Origin of the sequence: Streptomyces agglomeratus (genome assembly GCF_001746415.1) — a bacterium.
GTDB lineage: Bacteria > Actinomycetota > Actinomycetes > Streptomycetales > Streptomycetaceae > Streptomyces > Streptomyces agglomeratus.
This window is the reverse complement of sequence record NZ_MEHJ01000001.1, coordinates 198,964-214,351: the sequence shown is the minus strand read 5'-3', so window position 1 is coordinate 214,351 and position 15,388 is coordinate 198,964. Positions and strand designations below refer to the sequence as shown.

Sequence of the window (15,388 nt, the reverse complement as noted above, 5' to 3'; positions counted from 1 at the left end):
TCATCGACCAGCTCAACCAGAAGCCCCGTAGCTGCGGCAGACGTGCACGCCGACGACAGCATCGACTACACCGACCTGCTCGCGACAGCCGGCGCAGACCATCGACCTCGACCAACTGAAAGCCGAGGAAGAAGCACAGCTCGAGCGCGCAGCCCAGACGTCGCAGCACGCGCCGCAGCGCTGCGTGATCGTCTGCGCAAGGGTGTCGAAGCCGCGCCCTGCCGCACCAGCAGCCGCAGGCACAGCATTCCCGGGCGCAGGAGCAGTCCACCGCCGCCCACCACCCAGCGGACCAGCAAGGGATGCACGGGAACTGATGCCTGCTCACACGATCGTGCGCAGCTGTGGTCGGAGCCGGGGGGTAGGCGTCATCGTGACGCGGGAGGCGGCCGTTAGGCTGGCGGAGCCGATGGGCAGGTTCCCTGGTCCCGTGGGGCCCGCGAGTGAGATCCGGGCCCCGCAGTCGTCGGTCTCCTCACGCGCGACAGGGGCCCGCTTCCGACGCGGACTGACCCGCAAGAGCCTCGGGCCGCGCTTTCCTGACGACCTTGCGCAGAGTCGAAGGGATCCACGCCCCGGCTCAAGGGCGGTGGGGCCCGTGTCGTTGCTCTCTGGTGACGGGAGGTTCGGCCGTGTAGCGTTTTGGCAGATGTCGTGGTTCGCAGTGCATGCCCGCGCCCTGGTGCGGGCATTTTGCTGTGCAGTACCAACCAAGGCACATCCGGGGCCGCGCGGTGCGGGTCCGGATCTCAACGGAAGGCAGCAGCATGGCCAGCGGAACCGTCAAGTGGTTCAACGCCGAAAAGGGCTTCGGCTTCATCGAGCAGGACGGCGGCGGGCCGGACGTCTTCGCGCACTACTCCAACATCAACGCGACCGGCTTCCGCGAGCTCCAGGAAGGCCAGGCCGTCACCTTCGACATCACCCAGGGCCAGAAGGGCCCGCAGGCGGAGAACATCACCCTGGCCTGACCCCGTAGCGAGACACCCACCCTCGGGGCGCGCTTCGGGCCTGATGGCATTGCCGAAGCGGCACACGCCGCCCTGCGCAGGGAATCGAAGCAACTGCGGGGATGCGGCGCCCGAGTCCTTGCTGTGGTGTGCGGCCCTACGCCACGTGCGAATGAAAACGTAGGGCCGCAGCCGCCCGTCCTGTCTGAAAGGCGGCCTTCCGCCAGACCGTACGACGACGGGCAGACCACCGCGCGCTGCGCCCGGCCGAACGGGCGTGTCAACCGCCCACCGGAGGAATTCGCGCTCCGGCACAGCGGGCGCGCCTGCGGCCCGAAGCCCCGGCTTTGAGGCGGGAGGGCAGGCGGTGAAGACCGTCAGGGCTTACTGCCGGGCTTTCGATTCATCGAGCACCCACCCTGGATGAGAAGTGCCGAGGTAGGGCACGTGCACGTCCCAGTCCGCAGCTGTCAGTGACTGAACCTGTTGCAGCGTGATGCGACTGGCCGAGTCGATGTTGAACCCCCAGGAGAAGCCGACCAGCGGCGGCACGCGCCGGTCAGTGTCATCCATCGGTGTCCATGCCAGATAGCTGTGTGCGGTCCAGGTCAGAGGGCATCGCTTGATTCGTGACGGTGCGTCAAACAGGGTGGGATTGATGCCGAACAAGGCGTACGGCGACGGGGCATCCTCGAACAGGTAGAACGGGTCCATGTCGAAGGCGGCCCCGGCGGAGGAGTTGTCCGTCGAACGCACCAGCTGAACCCAGCCGAACAGGGCCCGATAACCCTTGCCCGGAAAGTCCACCTCAGCGGTGCAGCACGGGAAACCACCGGCTGAGGGGTGCTTGCCGATCGCAGCAGGATCATTGACGCGCTCCAGCGTCACGGTTACTGCACCCTGCGTGCCGTCGCGTAAGAACGGAATGATCACGACGTCACTCTGCCGCTCGGACACGTCGGCGGCAAGGGCCCGGGACAGGCCAAGAGCCCTCGGTAAAGCGATCACAGCCGTGACCGACAGCGTCAGCAAGCTTCCCCAGACGAACGAAGACGACTACCGCGACGCGATCGACGCCCGGTAACCACCGTGATCGAGGCGGGCCCTGCGACGCTCGCAGGGTCCGCGAGCGGGCACGCACGGCCGACGAGGTCAGTGCACTCAACCGCGCCCAGCCCGGCGGATAGTCTTCACGGACAGCACCGGATCTGCGGGCGGTACCAGCTCTTCGGTGGCGACCGCTACAAGCTGTGCCGGAGCATCGCCGCTCTCCAGGGCGCTCACGTACGCGATGCCCTGGGCGTGGGAGAGCACGGGAACCCGTTGGCGCAGGGTGCGCATGGCGTGCATTCTCCCGCGCGCGTCTGCCACCGCTCGGACTTCATCGTGCAGATCGTCCACTGCGGTCCGTATGACCTGACCCCGAATGCGGACTCGGTAGTCCGCCTCCCACGCCCTGGTTACCGCGGAGAGGACACCGATCTGGTGCAGACTGCCGTCGAGGCGGTCCACCAGGTACGGCCCATTGCCGGCCAGCGCGAACCGGGAATCTTGGGTGCGCAGGTACTCCTCGGACGTCCACGAGACGATCCACGCCAACTCGTGCTGCGCGACACGCGACACGGCCATGCGCAGAGGCTCCAGTCCCGCCCTCAGCTCCCGTTGGTAGTCATATTCCAGCTCTTCTTCCACGATCCGAACCGCGGCATCTCGCTCCGTCACGCGTGCAGCATCCCCTACGGACGCGGACGACGCCCACAACGTTTCCCGCCCCTCACGCCCGCCGCCCTGCGCGCGGTGCCGTACCCACCCGCGCCCCAGCGGCCGCGCAGAGCCGCTGCTCGCAGCCGCCGCCCCCCGCGCCTGTGAAGTCGGCCATCGGCTCCCATGGCGGGACGGCAGCTCTGCGCGCGGCAGGCCACGCCTCGACCGTCCGATGCAGCGCCGCCTCAGGGCCCCCGGGTGGCTGCTGCGAAACCTGACTTGGTTGACCTGGACGGCGAAGAGGGCATGGAGGAGCGAGCCGGGCCGGACGGCCCGGCTCGTCGACTGTTCCCCGGAGGGCTGACGAATTATGCGGGACCAGAGCTGCTGGGAAGTACCAGTGCCGAGTGCGTGTGGAGCGTGATGCGCACCGATGTGAAGGTGGTGGCGTCCACCGGCGACGCACCGGTGCCGGGATTGCGGGCGTAGCGTGGGTGGGCGCCTCCGCTGATCTGCCAGCGTATGCGGTGGCCGACGGGGAAGCGGTGGGCGGTGGAGCTCATCGGCACGGTGACCTGCGAGGGCACCTGCTCGGCCGTCCGGAGTCGGACGAACCCGTCGCAGATGTTGACGGAGCGGCCTTGTGGGTCTACGTCGCACAGGCGGGTGAAGACATCGGCGTGCCCGGTGTTGGTGGAGATGCTCAGCCGTGCGGAGACGGGGCCCAGGATGTCCATGGGCTCGGCCAGTGGTGGACCGGTGAATGTCAGGACGTCGTCTCGGGCCTCCAGGGTGGCGTTGTTCCGGGGACCGGCGGTGCGGGAGAGCAGTGGGCCGCCCAGGGAGGGGGTGGGGTCGGCCGGGTCGTAGCGGAACGCCGCCACGGGTGCGGAGTTTGCGGGGGCCTGCTGGGTGAGATGCCCGCCCGGGATGGGGTACCACGAGGCGGCAGCCGCGGCTGGCGGCCAGTCGTCGAGGTCCCGCCAGGTGTCTTCGCCGCCGATGTGCACACGCACCGCGGTGGGACGCAGGCCGGAGGGATCGGCGTACAGGTGGGCGCGCAGCCACGCGAGGCTTTCGGCGAATACCTCGGGCCATCCTTGCTGCAGGGCGGAAGTGTGGGTCCAGGGACCGACGAGCAGGGCGGTCTCACATCCGGCCTGGCGCAGCCGGTCGTACTGCTCGAAGGTCTGGTCGGCCAGTGCGTCGTGCCATCCGGTGATCAGAGCCGTGGGCACGCGGAGCCGCTCCGCCGGCTCCGCCAACGACGCGCCGCGCCAGTAGGCGTCCTTGGCGTCCGGGTGTGTCATCACGTCGTCCAACCAAGGCAGCTCGCTTCCTAGGGCTGACACGTACGCCCCACGCAGGGGCTGCGCGGTGGTGACGTCGCGCAGGCGGCGCTGCAGGCGCAGCGTCGCCTTGAGGAACGGTGCCATGCCCTGGTGCTGGTAGTTCATGCCCACGCCCACGGCGAGGGCGTTTTCCAGGCGAAGCGCACCACCTGCGTGGAACAGGGCGTAGGGATCGTGCAGCCCTACTTGCACCACCATTGCCTTCAGTTCTGGCGGTGGGTCCAAAGCGAGGGCCCATTGCACGTAGCCCAGGTAACTAGGGCCGACGGTCCCCAGTGTTCCGTTGAACCAGGGTTGCTCGCGCAGCCAGGACATCGTGGCCTGGCCGTCGGCGGCCTCGTTGCGCCACAGATCGAACATGCCGCCCGAACCTCCGGTGCCGCGGCAGCTCTGCAGGATCACGTGAAAGCCCTGTTCGGCGAAGAGTAAGCCGTACTGGGGTGACCACGGCAGGCCTCGGCCATAGGGCGAGCGGACCAGGAGAGTGGGGAAGTCGCCCTTGGCACGCGGAAAGTAATGGTCAGTGATCAACGGGCTGCCGTCGGCGGCCGGCACCAACAGTCCCGGCTCCCATCCGGCCTCATGACGTTTCGTCGGCAGACCTCGCCAGGTCGCCCTCATCATCCGCGAGGAAAGCGGCGGTTTTCCGGCGGGTGGCACCCAGGCTGGTCTGGCTATGGCGTCGGGCGTGCGTGGTGGCATCGTTCCCCTCCTCTATTCTCGTACGATGTACGAGAATAGCGGATGCTTGGATGACCTTGGCAAGAGTCGCCTCAACAACCAGGGGAAGGAGTGCGAGGCCGTGTCCAGTGACGGAAAGTCCGGTGCCGAGAGCCTCGATCCCGAACAGCTCTGGCTGCGTCCCACCGAGCCCCGCAGGGGCCGCAGGCCCTCCTTCAGCCGGGAGACGATCACCGCGGCGGCCGTCACTCTGGCGGACGCGGAAGGACTCGACGCGGTCACCATGCGGCGGGTGGCCGCCGAGGTGGGAGCGGGCGTCATGTCGCTCTACAGCTACGCCCCTGACAAGGAGACGCTGCTGGAACTGATGGTCGACCACGTCAGCGGCGAACTCACGGTCACGGACCCACCCAGCGGCGACTGGCGTGCCGATCTGAAGACCGTGGCCCGACTGCAGCGCGCCCACATGCTGCGCCACCCTTGGTTGCCCGTCGCCTTGTCCACCCGTCACGTTCCGGGCCCCAACACGCTGGCCTTCCTGGAACACGTGCTCGCCGTCCTGCGGCCCACCGGGCTGGACGGTGCGGCGAAGCTAGAGGTCTTTGCCCAGATCACCGCATTCGTGGCCGGGCACGTTGCTCATGAGATTGCGCAGGCCGCAGTCTCACGATCACCAGACCGGGCCGCAGCCGAGGGCCGCTACCTCGCCGCTGTTGCCGCCGACGGCTGCCACCCGGAACTCGCCGAAGCCCTTTCCGCTCCCGGACGTCCCCTCACTCCCGACGCCACCTTCACCCGATTCCTCAGCCGTCTGATTGACGGCCTCGATACTGACTGATGCCACGCAGCTGTGACTGCCGTCCCGCCCACGGCACCTCCGAGGAGAACAGACCATCGGCTTCTCCAAGGCCACGGCCGCGACGAAGGCTGCCGCCAGCTCCGTTCTCGGCGGTAGACCGGCTACCTGCTGAGTGGGGCCTGCGTGGGCAGCGCGCGGATCACAGCATGGCGGTCGGCGAGTTGCTGGCGCAGGTGAAGGTTCTCCATCGTGGCCTGGTGCAGGGCGCCCACCAGTGCCTCGACGTCGGCCTTGAGCTGGGCGAGCTCCTCGGCGTCGGCGGCTCGGAGTTCCTTGAGGCGGCGGATCTGCTTGCGCAGGCGCCGCTCACTGTCCGGAGTGCCACCCCGGGCGCGGACCTTGTCGTAGAACTAATTCTTCAGGTCGGTGTGCCGCTGGGTCAGTGCGTTGCGCGGGACACCGGCTTCGAGCGCAAGAGCAACGATCGTCAGGGCGCCGTTGGAGTGCTCGGGGGTGCCGCCCAGGATGCGTTCCATCGCGGCACGGATGCGGTCGCGTTCGTCCGGGGCGGGGCTCATGATGTCGGCTCCTGGAAGTGGATGCGGTCGTGTTTGTGACGGTCGGCTACGTCGGTGTGGATGGCGCGGATCTCACTCACGGTCCGCTTCTCCTCGGCTTGGCGCTCGGCACGGGCCTGGTCGGTGGCCAGATGCCGGTAGTAGCCGGCGCGGGACGCCCCGAGCACCCGGCAGATCCGCTTGACGCCGAACTCGGCGCGGTTTTCGGAGATGAAGCCCCAGCGGCGGGATCTCACTTCACCTCCCGAGCGAAATAGGCGGCTGCCCGGCGCAGGATCTCGCGCTCCAGCCGCCACTCCTGCTCGGCTTTGAGCAGCCTGGCGTTCTCAGCCCGCAGCCGGCCCAGTTCCTCTGCCGCACTGACGCTTCCGGCGCGGCCCTCGGGCACCGCCTGGGCCTCGTCCTTGCGGACCCACGTCCGCAGCGACTCCGCGGTGATACCGAGATCCGCGGCCACGGCGGCGTACGTCCGATTCCCAGCTGCGGCGCGGTAGAGCGCGACAGAGTCCTTCCTGAACTCCTCCGGATACGGAGACTTGCGTCCCACCTGGACATCCCTCCCTGGACCATCAAGATCCATTGTCAGGGTGTCCACTCCAAAGGATCAGCCTCAAGCACCGGATCACCCCGCCACCAGGACATATACCCAGAGAAAGAGGAATCCAGCACTAGGCAGTGCCGCTTGGGCGCGGCCGTCGGGGTGTTGGCCTGACTCCAGGCGCAAGGGCATGGTCGCTCATTGGGGTGATGCCTGCCGCGCGTCCGGTTCATCGGGCTTCGCGGGCGGTTCATAGTGGAGGGTCGAGGGCGACGGGAGGTGCTCGTCGGCGACTCTGCGGAGGCGGTCCCTCGGGAGAACGCATCAAACGTCCCCTTTCAAGTTCATCGATTCAGAGCGAGAGGTTGGGGAGACGCCATGGCCAATCTACGACGTCGCAGGCTGGCCGGCACCTGCATCGCCATGGTCACAGCGGGCCTGCTCGCCACCTGGGCGGCCCTCGCCTGGCTGCCGGAGAACGAGTCTGAGAGGGGCTCCGGGACCGGGGTCGCGATGGGGGCCTATCTCCATTACGGGCCGCCTGGCGTGGAGCGGATGGAGGAGCTCTCTCGTTGGCTGGGTGGCACCGAACTGCGGGTCGGACACACCTACTTGCCCGGCGACGCGTGGTCGAATATTGAGGGCGCCCCTGACTTCCTGCGCAGCTGGGCGCGGTGGCGCCGGGCCGAGCCCGACCGGTTGTTCGTGCTGAACGTGCCTATGCAGGAGCGTAACGAGGCCGGTGTCCCGGATGATGAGGTCGCCGAGCTGATCGGGTCGGGCGCCCAGGGTAAGTTCGACCATCATTTTCGGCGGCTGGCCGAGCGGCTGGTCGAGGTCGGGGTGCCGGACACGGTGATCGTGCTCGGCTGGGAGATGAACGGCACCACCTACACCCACCGCTGCGGGCCCGATCCGGAGAACTGGAAGGTGTACTGGCGGCGGATCGTGACCACCATGCGTTCGGTGGATGGCCAGCGCTTCGACTTCGACTTCGCGCCGAACCGGGGTGTCGACGCGGTCGGCTGGACGGAGTGCTACCCCGGTGACGACGTGGTCGACATCATCGGGATGGACTCCTACGACCAGGCGCCGGGACGCACCTTCGACGATCAGGTCAGCCAGCCGTACGGGCTCCAGGCGCACATCGATTTCGCGAAGGCGCACGGCAAGCGGATCTCGTACCCGGAGTGGGGACTGTTCCGGCACGGCGACAATCCCGAGTACATGCGGCGCATGCTCGAGTGGATCGACGAGCACAAGCCGCTGTACCACACCATCACCGACTACTGCCCGCACGGCGTGTGGCAGTGTGGACAGAACCCGCGGTCGGCGCAGGTGTTCCGCCAGGCGCTTTCGGGGTCTTGAGCGAAGCGTGGATGAAGACTCGGCCACGATCTGCGAAGTCCGGGGCTCCTCCAGTTTGCGGTTTGCCGCGTGGGCGCTCGATGGCGCGGCCGGGGTGTGGGGGTCGGGGGAGGCGTCGGCGTGGCGGGGGCTTCTCCACGCTGTGGCCCGCGGCCGGTCACTCGGCAACACCCTCCGGCGACAGCCACTTCATGAGGCGCCGCGGGTCGCGGTGCCCGGGGCGGCATCGGAACGGACGCCGCCTTCGTCCCGCTGTCAGCGATCGGTCCACCTCTTGCCCGAGGGCGCTGAAGCTCAGCGCAGCTTCAGCGCCCCGTGTGCTCAGGCCGCCGCGGTGCTGAGGGGCTTTGCTCGCGAGGCCGCTGGACGGTTCGGTTCTCGCGGCGCGCGTTCACTGGGTCCGGGAGGAGCTTCGGCTTCCCGCAGCAGCTCGATCAATGAGGTCCGGGCGCGCGCTACGCGCGAGCGGACGGTACCGATGGGACAGCTGATGGCCAGGGCCGCTTCGGAGTAGGGCAGTCCCAGGAGCTGGGTGAGCGCGAAGGCTTCGCGGCGTTCGGCCGGGATCACCGTCAGGAGTTCGGTGAGCGCTATCCCGCCCTCGAATCCGGGCAGGTTACGGGGCTGTGTTCCTTCGGCGGCGGCCTGCAAGTCGTCCCTGTCCGACACCTTGGGGCGGGCGGCGGTATGGCGGAGGCTGTCCACGACGGTGCGCCTGGCGATGGAGAGCAGCCACGTACGGGCGGAGGAGCGGCCTTCGAACCGGTGCAGGCTGCCCAGTGCGCGCAGGAAGGTTTCCTGCGTTCGGCGAACGGAACCGGGTGACGGAAGTTGGGAGACGTGAACTTGTGGGCTGAGGAGACGGTTCACGGGTTTGTCGTACTTGTCACTTCTCGGTCTGCTGCCAGACGGAGGTGAGCGCCGTGACGGGATCGGCGTCGGCCGGCGCTGCCGGCCACCAGTCGCCGTCGGCACCCTGGAGGTAGGGGTACCAGCGGGTGTCGGGGCCCAGGCGCAACTGGATGAGGTGGTCGGTGAGGGTGAGGCGGTTGCGCCAGGCCCTGAGGGCGATCGGGGTGGTGGTCATTTCGGTGAGGGCCTCGGTCAGGGCGGTGCGGGCGGCTGCCATCGCCGTCGGGTCGGGGGCGTGGGGCTGTTCGGCGACGGTGATGCCGGCTGGGCCGCCATACCGCCAGGCGCGGGTGAGGCGGGCGAACGCCGTTGGTCTGGCACCCGTGTTCTGGATGAGGTGGTGGAACCACTCGGGGCCGCAGTTGCCGGCGGCGATCCGTGCCGCGTCCTCATGCTGGGACAGGTGCAGGCTGGTGGTGTCGCCCGTGAGCAGCCGTGCGGCGCGTGCGGCGGTGTCCGCCATGAGGCGTTCGAGGTCTGTGGCCGACAGACCAGTGCCGAGGGGCGGGGCGGCGGGCAGTGCGGCGGTGTGGGGGGCCGGCCCGGGGAGTTCGGGAAGGGGCGGAGTGTGTTCGGCCGGGGCGGCCCAGGCTGCGTAGGCGCCGGCGGCCGGGAGGCCGGCTGGGGCCGATGGGGTGGAGGTCACCTGGGCGGCCGTGCGGCGTGTGCGCAGTTGGGCGAGGACCTCCTCCCGTCCGCGGCCGCGCAGGGCGAACACTACGAAGGGGTCGGCGTCGATGGTGGAGGCGATGGCGTAGCAGAGCGCGGCGGCGTGTTTGCACGGGTAGCCCCAGTCGGGGCAGGAGCATTCGGGGTCGAGTTCGGTGGGCCGCGGGAGCAGGGGGACATCGGCGTGTCGGGCATCGTCCACGAGTTCGGCGGGCATCTCGCCGTCGAGGAGGGCGGCCAGATGCCCGGCTCGGGCCGCGATGGTGTCGAGGAGGGTGGCCCACTGGGTGTCGGTGAGGACGGGCAGGTGGACGGCGGAGCGGTAGGGGCGGGGCCTGCTGCCCTGGACGGCGGCTCTGACCTGGCCTGGGGCGATGGTGACAGGGCCGACCCTGCCCTGGCGGGCGTAGGTGCGTCCGCGGGACAGGCGCCCCGAGTCCAGGGTGGAGTCCTCCAGGGCCGTCACCCACGCCTGGCCCCACCAGGTCGCGGCGAAGGCACGCCTGCCGCGGGCGGGCGCGCGGCGCGGGCCGGGGAGCGAGGGGCTCATGACCGCCTCCCCAGGGCGACGAGTTCGGCGAGATCGTCGTCGGACAGTTCGGTCAGAGCGGCCTCACCGGATCCGACCACGGCGTCGGCGAGCGCGCGCTTGGATTCGAGAAGCTTCGCAACCTTGTCCTCCACGGTGCCCTCCGCGAGAAGTTTGTGGACCTGTACGGGCTTGTCCTGGCCGATGCGGTAGGCACGGTCGGTGGCCTGATCCTCGACCGCCGGGTTCCACCAGCGGTCATAGTGCACGATGTGGGTGGCTCGGGTGAGGTTGAGGCCGGTGCCCGCGGCCTTCAGAGAGAGCAGGAACACCGGCACCTCGCCGCGCTGGAAGCGATCCACCATCTCCTCGCGCGCGGTGACGGGGGTGCCGCCGTGCAGGAAGAGAGTGGGGACGCCTCGTTCCGCGAGGTGCTTCTCCAGCAGGGTCGCCATCTGCTTGTACTGGGTGAAGACCAGCACCGACTCGCCTTCGGCGGTGATGGTGTCAACCAGTTCGTCGAGCAGGTCGAGCTTGCCGGACCGGCCGCGCTGCGCATTGGGCTGTCGCAGGTACTGAGCCGGGTGATTGCAGATCTGCTTCAGGGTGGTGAGCAGTTTCAGTACCAGGCCGCGGCGGGCGATGCCCTCGGATTCCGAGATCTTCGCCATGGTCTCGCGGACCACCGCCTCGTACAGGCTGGCCTGTTCGGCCGTTAGCGGGACGACACGGTCGGTCTCGGTCTTGGCGGGCAGTTCGGGTGCGATGCCCGGGTCGGACTTCCTGCGGCGCAGCAGGAACGGGCGGACCAGGCGGGACAGCCGTTCGGCGGCCTCGGGGTCTTCGCCCGACTCGATCGCGCGGGCGTGCCGGTCACGGAAGGCGGGGAGCGGGCCGAGGAGCCCGGGGGTGGTCCAGTCGAGGAGTGCCCACAGTTCGGAGAGGTTGTTCTCCACGGGGGTGCCGGTGAGGGCGACGCGGGCGCGGGTGGGCAGGGCACGCAGCTCACGGGCGGTGACGGCGTAGGGGTTCTTGACGTGCTGGGCCTCGTCGGCGGCGATCAGCGACCAGGCGTTCTCTGCGAGGGCCTCCCGGTCGCGGCGCAGGACACCGTAGGTGACCAGGACGATCTCGTCCCCGGCCAGGTCCTTCAGGTGGCGGTCGCCGCCGTGGTAGCGGCGCACCGGCGTGGCCGGCGCGAACCGGGCCGCCTCGCGCTGCCAGTTGCCGAGCAGCGAGGCGGGGCAGACGACGAGCGTGGGGCCCGCGGTGGTGGGATCGGTCTGGCGGTGCAGGTGCAGGGCGAGCAAGGTGATGGTCTTGCCCAGGCCCATGTCGTCGGCGAGGCAGCCGCCGAGACCGAGCTCGCACATCTCGGCCAGCCAGGCAAGACCCCGCTTCTGGTAGTCGCGCAGCGTGGCCTTCAGAGCGGCGGGCTGGGCGGCGGGGGTTCGGGATCCGGGGTCGCGGATACCGGCGACGAGATCACCGAGCTCTCCGACCGCAGCGCAGCGAAGAGTCTCCCCGTCCCGCTCCACCTCGCCGGTCAGCGCGGCGCTGAGTGCCTCCATGGGGGTGAGCGGTTCCATCCGGCGGCGCCTGGCGCGGGCCACCAGCTTCGGGTCGGCGACCACCCACTGATCGCGCAGCCGGATCAGGGGGCGGCGTGCCTCGGCGAGGGCGTCCATCTCGGCCTCGGTGAGCGGTTCGCCGCCGAGCGAGAGCTGCCAGCGGAAGTCGAGGAGGGCGTCGGCGTCGAGGAGGCCGCCTGCGCTGGAGCCGGGCGCGGTGCGTTGCCCGATCTCCGCGGTGGCGGTGAGTGCCTTGACCAGTTCGCGCGGCCAGTGCACGTCGATACCGGCGGCGCGCAGCGTGTCGGTGGCGTCGCCCAGAAGGTCGAACGCCTCGTCGTCGGTCAGCCGCAGCTGGTCCGGAGCGGCGTCCTTCAGCAGCCGGTCGAGCGGTGGCCAGAGGGGGGCGCCGCGGCGCAGCGCCAGCAGGGTCTCGGATTCGGCGCGCGGGCCGAGCAGGCGCTCGGTCTCGGCCGGCTCGTTCCACAGCCGTGCGGCTTCCACGACGAGGGCCGGATCCGCCACGGTGTGCAGCTGCAGGACGGCCCGGAACTGCCGGCGCCGTCCTTCGGGTACGTCGACGCGTAGCGAGACCCTGATGCCGGCGGTGAACGCGGCGGCGGTCTCCTCGGCCCACTCGCGCAGGGCGGGCACGGCACGCGTCTCACGCCAGGCGTACGGCAGCGCTCCCATCGCGAGTGGTGCGGCAGGAGTGCGGACCATTTCGTCGGCGACCGCGTCGCAGAACTGACGTACCAGCGCGCTCGGTTCGGCGATCCGCAGCGGGGCCGGACCCGGCTCCGGCAGGCAGTGGGCGTGCGGCGGGAACGCGGCGGCGAAGGCGTCCAGCGTCTGCCGCTGTGCGGCGGTGAAGGGGCCCGCCTGCCAGGTGTCGTAGCCGGCGGAGGTGAGGGCCGGGTGGAGACGGCCGTCGGCGAGCAGCCGGAGCGCGAAGCGGGCGGCGGCCTGCCAGGCGACGGCGGACGGGTGAGGCGGCTGTGTCCCGGACAGCGCGGCAACAGCGAGGGCGACGGGCAGCGCGTAACCCTCCGCCGTGCGCCGTCTGACCGAGCGGCCGTGCGGCAGCACCAGCTCCACCGCCTCCGTCTCGACGCCCGCGGGTGCCATGCTCTCAGCGGCGGCTGCCCCGGCGGGCCGCCACAGCAGCAACCGGCCGAGGCGGGCAGGCTCGCCGGGCAGGAACACCGCCGCCCAGCCGTCGTTGAGCAGACTCCGCGCCCAGGCGGCCGATTCCGGTGTGGCCAATGGCGGCACGCTCCCCGTGCCCGTGCCCTGCTCCCGTACGAGGACTCGTGCCACTCTTTCTTTCGCCTCACCGTCGTCCAGGCGGTCTTCACCGCGTCTTCGTCCACCAGCAGGTTCCGACCCTGCTGTCACCGGCGGGAGTGGGCCTTGTTCGCCGCGGTACGCATGCGTTTGGCCAGCCGCTTGTCGACGCCGCGCAGGCCCTCACCCACTTCGGCGAGCACTTGGGCGGTGGCTGGGTGCTTCACTCGCCACAGGTCGTCCACCCACTGTTCGAGCGCCTCCGGCGCCGTGTTCCAGTTCTCCAGGAAGCCCCGGGTCAGGTCCTCGCTCTCCCCGGCACCAGCGAGGATCGACAGCCCGTCGATGAGCAGCCACAATCCGGCCTCCTCCGCCCGCGCCGGGTCCACGGGTGCTTCTGCCTCAAGGTCCGCGCCCAGGGTCGCGGTGGCCACCTGTCGGCACCCATCGACGTCGGAGTCCGCTGCCTTGCGCAGCACGCGCAGTGCCCGGGGGTCGTCGAGGTCGGCCAGCACCAGTTGGGCCACGGCGCGCTTCGCCGCTGCTTCGGGGCCGGCTCCCACGCACGCGTCGAGCAGCCCTACCGCGGCATCCGCCGCGGAGCGGTGTCCCAGCCACCCTTCGACCTCCCGGCGCATCTCCTCGGGGGAGTAGCCCAGGAGACCCTGGAGCAGAGCGCCGGCGTCCGCTTCGGCGTACTCACCGAGCAGGGGCGCGGGCACACCACACTCCATCAGGTAGGCGCGGAGCCCGTAGCGACCGAGCGGCGTGAGTCGCATGCGGTCCCCGCGCCTGCCGTCCCGCGACCGGTTCGACGCCGACGGCGAGGTTCCCGAACCGCCCGGCTTCTGTCCGCCCACGGTGTTCAGAAGTGTGCGCAGAGGCTCCTCGGCCGAATCGTCGCCGTCACCGGGCTCGTACTTCACCGCGCCCAGCAGGGCGAGCCCTTCCCCCAGTTCCCGGAAGGACGCCTCGAACAGCGCCTGGAAGAGATCGAACTCCGGCCCGTTCTCGCCCGCCTCACGGGCCTTCGCGCGCAGGTCGTCGACGTCCACCCAGGCGTCGTCCGGGGCGTCGTACAGCAGGCCGACCAGTCCGTCGGCGATCTCGGCCGTCAGCTCGCCCAGCTCACCGTGTAGCCCGTCCAGCACCCCCGACTCACCGATCTCCTCCAGCAGATCGCCCAGCGTGGCGGTCCAGAACGCCATAAGGTCCCCGCCGGCGAAGTCGGTCGCCGCGCCGCCCCACGCGCGGCCCCTGTTGATCGTGATCATTCCGCCGTCCACGGCGAGCCACCACGGATCGTCGAGTACGGCCACGTCCTTGGCGCTGCGCAGCGATTCCAACGCACGAGCCCGCGCGACGGCATCGGCGTACGGCGAGCCATCGCCAGCCAGCTTCCACAGCCGGAGTTCCTCGACGGCCTCACGGGCGAGCGCGGGCCGCAGCACCCGGCTGGCGGTGACCTGCCGTCCCTCGCGGCACCAGGCGGCGAGCCGGAGCGCCGCGTCGAAGAGCGGAACACCCCGCACGGCAGCGACAAGGTCCTCCTGCGGCGCCAGGGTCACCGGGCGCAGCACAGGCACATCCTCGGCCGGTCCGTCGACTCCGGCAGTGACCGGATCGCCCACCCGGCACTGCCCGCAGTTACACAACGCCGAGTCCGCGGTGGTCAGCCGACGGACATCGCCGCGCCCGGCCCGGTCACCGGCCGGCGGCTTCGCCTTTCCGGACACCGCTTCCGGCGTCAATTGGGCCAGCCGCGCCGTGATCCCGTCCCGGTCGAAGGCCGCCGGATCGTAACCGGCCGCCCGCAGCTCGGCGACAAGCTCACCGTACGGGCCATCCCCGGCCCCGTCCGGGGTGTCGAGGAACTCCAGCACCTTGGCCAGCCCCCACACGCCGCCGATGTCCTCGGCCGGTGCGTCGGCGCGACGCCCGCCGACGCAGCGCACCGTCCGCTCCGCGCCGACCGGGCGCGGCAGTGTCTTCTCCAGCGTGATTCCGTGCTCCCAGTCGTCGCCGAAGTCGTAGACGTAGCGCAGCCGTGCTCCCTCCTCGGCCAGTACGTCGCCGAGCGCGGTGGCGTCCTCGTCGCCGACCCCGCGGCGGAAGCCGAGACCGATGTCGGTGAGTCGGGCCGAATCGCCGTACCCCCGGCCGAACTCGTCGGTGAAGAGGTGCAGATGGCCGCCGTGCCATCCGAAGGCGATCTGGATGGCGTCGTGCAGCGTCCCGAGGGAGGTGTCGGACGGCAGCACGACGCGCCGCCACAGGGGCGGTCTCGTGCCGTGCAGCACGATCTTCAGCTGGAGATCGGACGGGGCCGACTTCCCGTCTCGCCGCATCTGCTGCTCCCACCGCACCGGGGCCACCCTAACGGCTCCATCATGGCGCTGTCAGTGTGCCCGGCTCAAATCCGGTTGTGGCGTCCACCGTCCTTCCGGTAC

The 15,388-nt window shown here is 70.0% G+C and carries 10 protein-coding genes and 2 pseudogenes; 3 read left to right on the top strand and 9 right to left on the bottom strand.

The genetic code is table 11. From position 1 onward, the window contains the following. Positions 1-767: 767 nt before the first annotated feature. A complete protein-coding gene (locus AS594_RS00970; protein ID WP_069933668.1) occupies positions 768-971 on the top strand; it encodes a cold-shock protein in 204 nt (67 codons plus the stop codon). Positions 972-1,334: 363 nt separating this feature from the next. Here AS594_RS00970 and AS594_RS00965 read toward each other — a convergent pair whose 3' ends face one another. The 3 genes from AS594_RS00965 to AS594_RS00955 all read right to left on the bottom strand — a co-directional run bounded on the left by AS594_RS00965 (position 1,335) and on the right by AS594_RS00955 (position 4,627). Then, positions 1,335-1,982, bottom strand: a complete 648-nt coding sequence (locus AS594_RS00965; protein WP_240508883.1) for a hypothetical protein — start codon at positions 1,980-1,982, stop codon at positions 1,335-1,337. 129 nt (positions 1,983-2,111) lie between these two features. Then, positions 2,112-2,672, bottom strand: coding sequence for a YrhB domain-containing protein (locus AS594_RS00960; protein ID WP_069933669.1), 561 nt, complete (start codon positions 2,670-2,672; stop codon positions 2,112-2,114). Positions 2,673-3,022: 350 nt separating this feature from the next. After that, a complete protein-coding gene (locus tag AS594_RS00955) occupies positions 3,023-4,627 on the bottom strand; it encodes a CocE/NonD family hydrolase (protein ID WP_069934027.1) in 1,605 nt (534 codons plus the stop codon). 181 nt (positions 4,628-4,808) lie between these two features. Between AS594_RS00955 and AS594_RS00950 the strand changes: the two genes are divergently transcribed. After that, positions 4,809-5,525: a TetR/AcrR family transcriptional regulator gene (locus AS594_RS00950; RefSeq protein ID WP_069933670.1), complete on the top strand. Its 717-nt coding sequence runs from the start codon at positions 4,809-4,811 to the stop codon at positions 5,523-5,525. Between the two features lie 371 nt (positions 5,526-5,896). Here AS594_RS00950 and AS594_RS45785 read toward each other — a convergent pair whose 3' ends face one another. Both AS594_RS45785 and AS594_RS45780 read right to left on the bottom strand, forming a co-directional pair. Next, complete coding sequence (locus tag AS594_RS45785; protein WP_240508882.1) at positions 5,897-6,064, bottom strand: hypothetical protein; 168 nt, start codon at positions 6,062-6,064, stop codon at positions 5,897-5,899. A gap of 17 nt (positions 6,065-6,081) precedes the next feature. After that, positions 6,082-6,611, bottom strand: a pseudogene (locus AS594_RS45780) (transposase); the annotation flags it as partial. Between the two features lie 369 nt (positions 6,612-6,980). Here AS594_RS45780 and AS594_RS00930 point away from each other — a divergent pair. Further along, positions 6,981-7,961, top strand: a pseudogene (locus tag AS594_RS00930) (glycoside hydrolase family 26 protein); the annotation flags it as partial. A gap of 330 nt (positions 7,962-8,291) precedes the next feature. On the opposite strand, the gene AS594_RS00925 reads toward AS594_RS00930, so the two are convergent. The 4 genes from AS594_RS00925 to AS594_RS00910 all read right to left on the bottom strand — a co-directional run bounded on the left by AS594_RS00925 (position 8,292) and on the right by AS594_RS00910 (position 15,313). Beyond that, positions 8,292-8,840, bottom strand: a complete 549-nt coding sequence (locus tag AS594_RS00925) for a sigma-70 family RNA polymerase sigma factor (protein ID WP_240508881.1) — start codon at positions 8,838-8,840, stop codon at positions 8,292-8,294. 16 nt (positions 8,841-8,856) lie between these two features. Continuing rightward, positions 8,857-10,101 (bottom strand): SWIM zinc finger family protein, encoded by a 1,245-nt coding sequence (locus AS594_RS00920; RefSeq protein WP_069933673.1) that lies wholly within the window; start codon positions 10,099-10,101, stop codon positions 8,857-8,859. Next, positions 10,098-12,917, bottom strand: a complete 2,820-nt coding sequence (locus AS594_RS00915) for a DEAD/DEAH box helicase (protein WP_420877880.1) — start codon at positions 12,915-12,917, stop codon at positions 10,098-10,100. Before AS594_RS00915 ends, AS594_RS00920 begins: the two co-directional genes overlap by 4 nt. A gap of 128 nt (positions 12,918-13,045) precedes the next feature. Then, a complete protein-coding gene (locus AS594_RS00910) occupies positions 13,046-15,313 on the bottom strand; it encodes a plasmid pRiA4b ORF-3 family protein (protein WP_069933674.1) in 2,268 nt (755 codons plus the stop codon). Positions 15,314-15,388 lie beyond the last annotated feature (75 nt).

What these genes read in the sequence shown, in the direction of transcription:
- AS594_RS00970 (WP_069933668.1), top strand. Translation starts at nt 768, where the DNA reads ATGGCCAGCGGAACCGTCAAGTGGTTCAACGCCGAAAAGGGCTTCGGC.
- AS594_RS00955 (WP_069934027.1), bottom strand. Translation starts at nt 4,627, where the DNA reads ATGAGGGCGACCTGGCGAGGTCTGCCGACGAAACGTCATGAGGCCGGA.
- AS594_RS45785 (WP_240508882.1), bottom strand. Translation starts at nt 6,064, where the DNA reads ATGAGCCCCGCCCCGGACGAACGCGACCGCATCCGTGCCGCGATGGAA.
- AS594_RS00920 (WP_069933673.1), bottom strand. Translation starts at nt 10,101, where the DNA reads ATGAGCCCCTCGCTCCCCGGCCCGCGCCGCGCGCCCGCCCGCGGCAGG.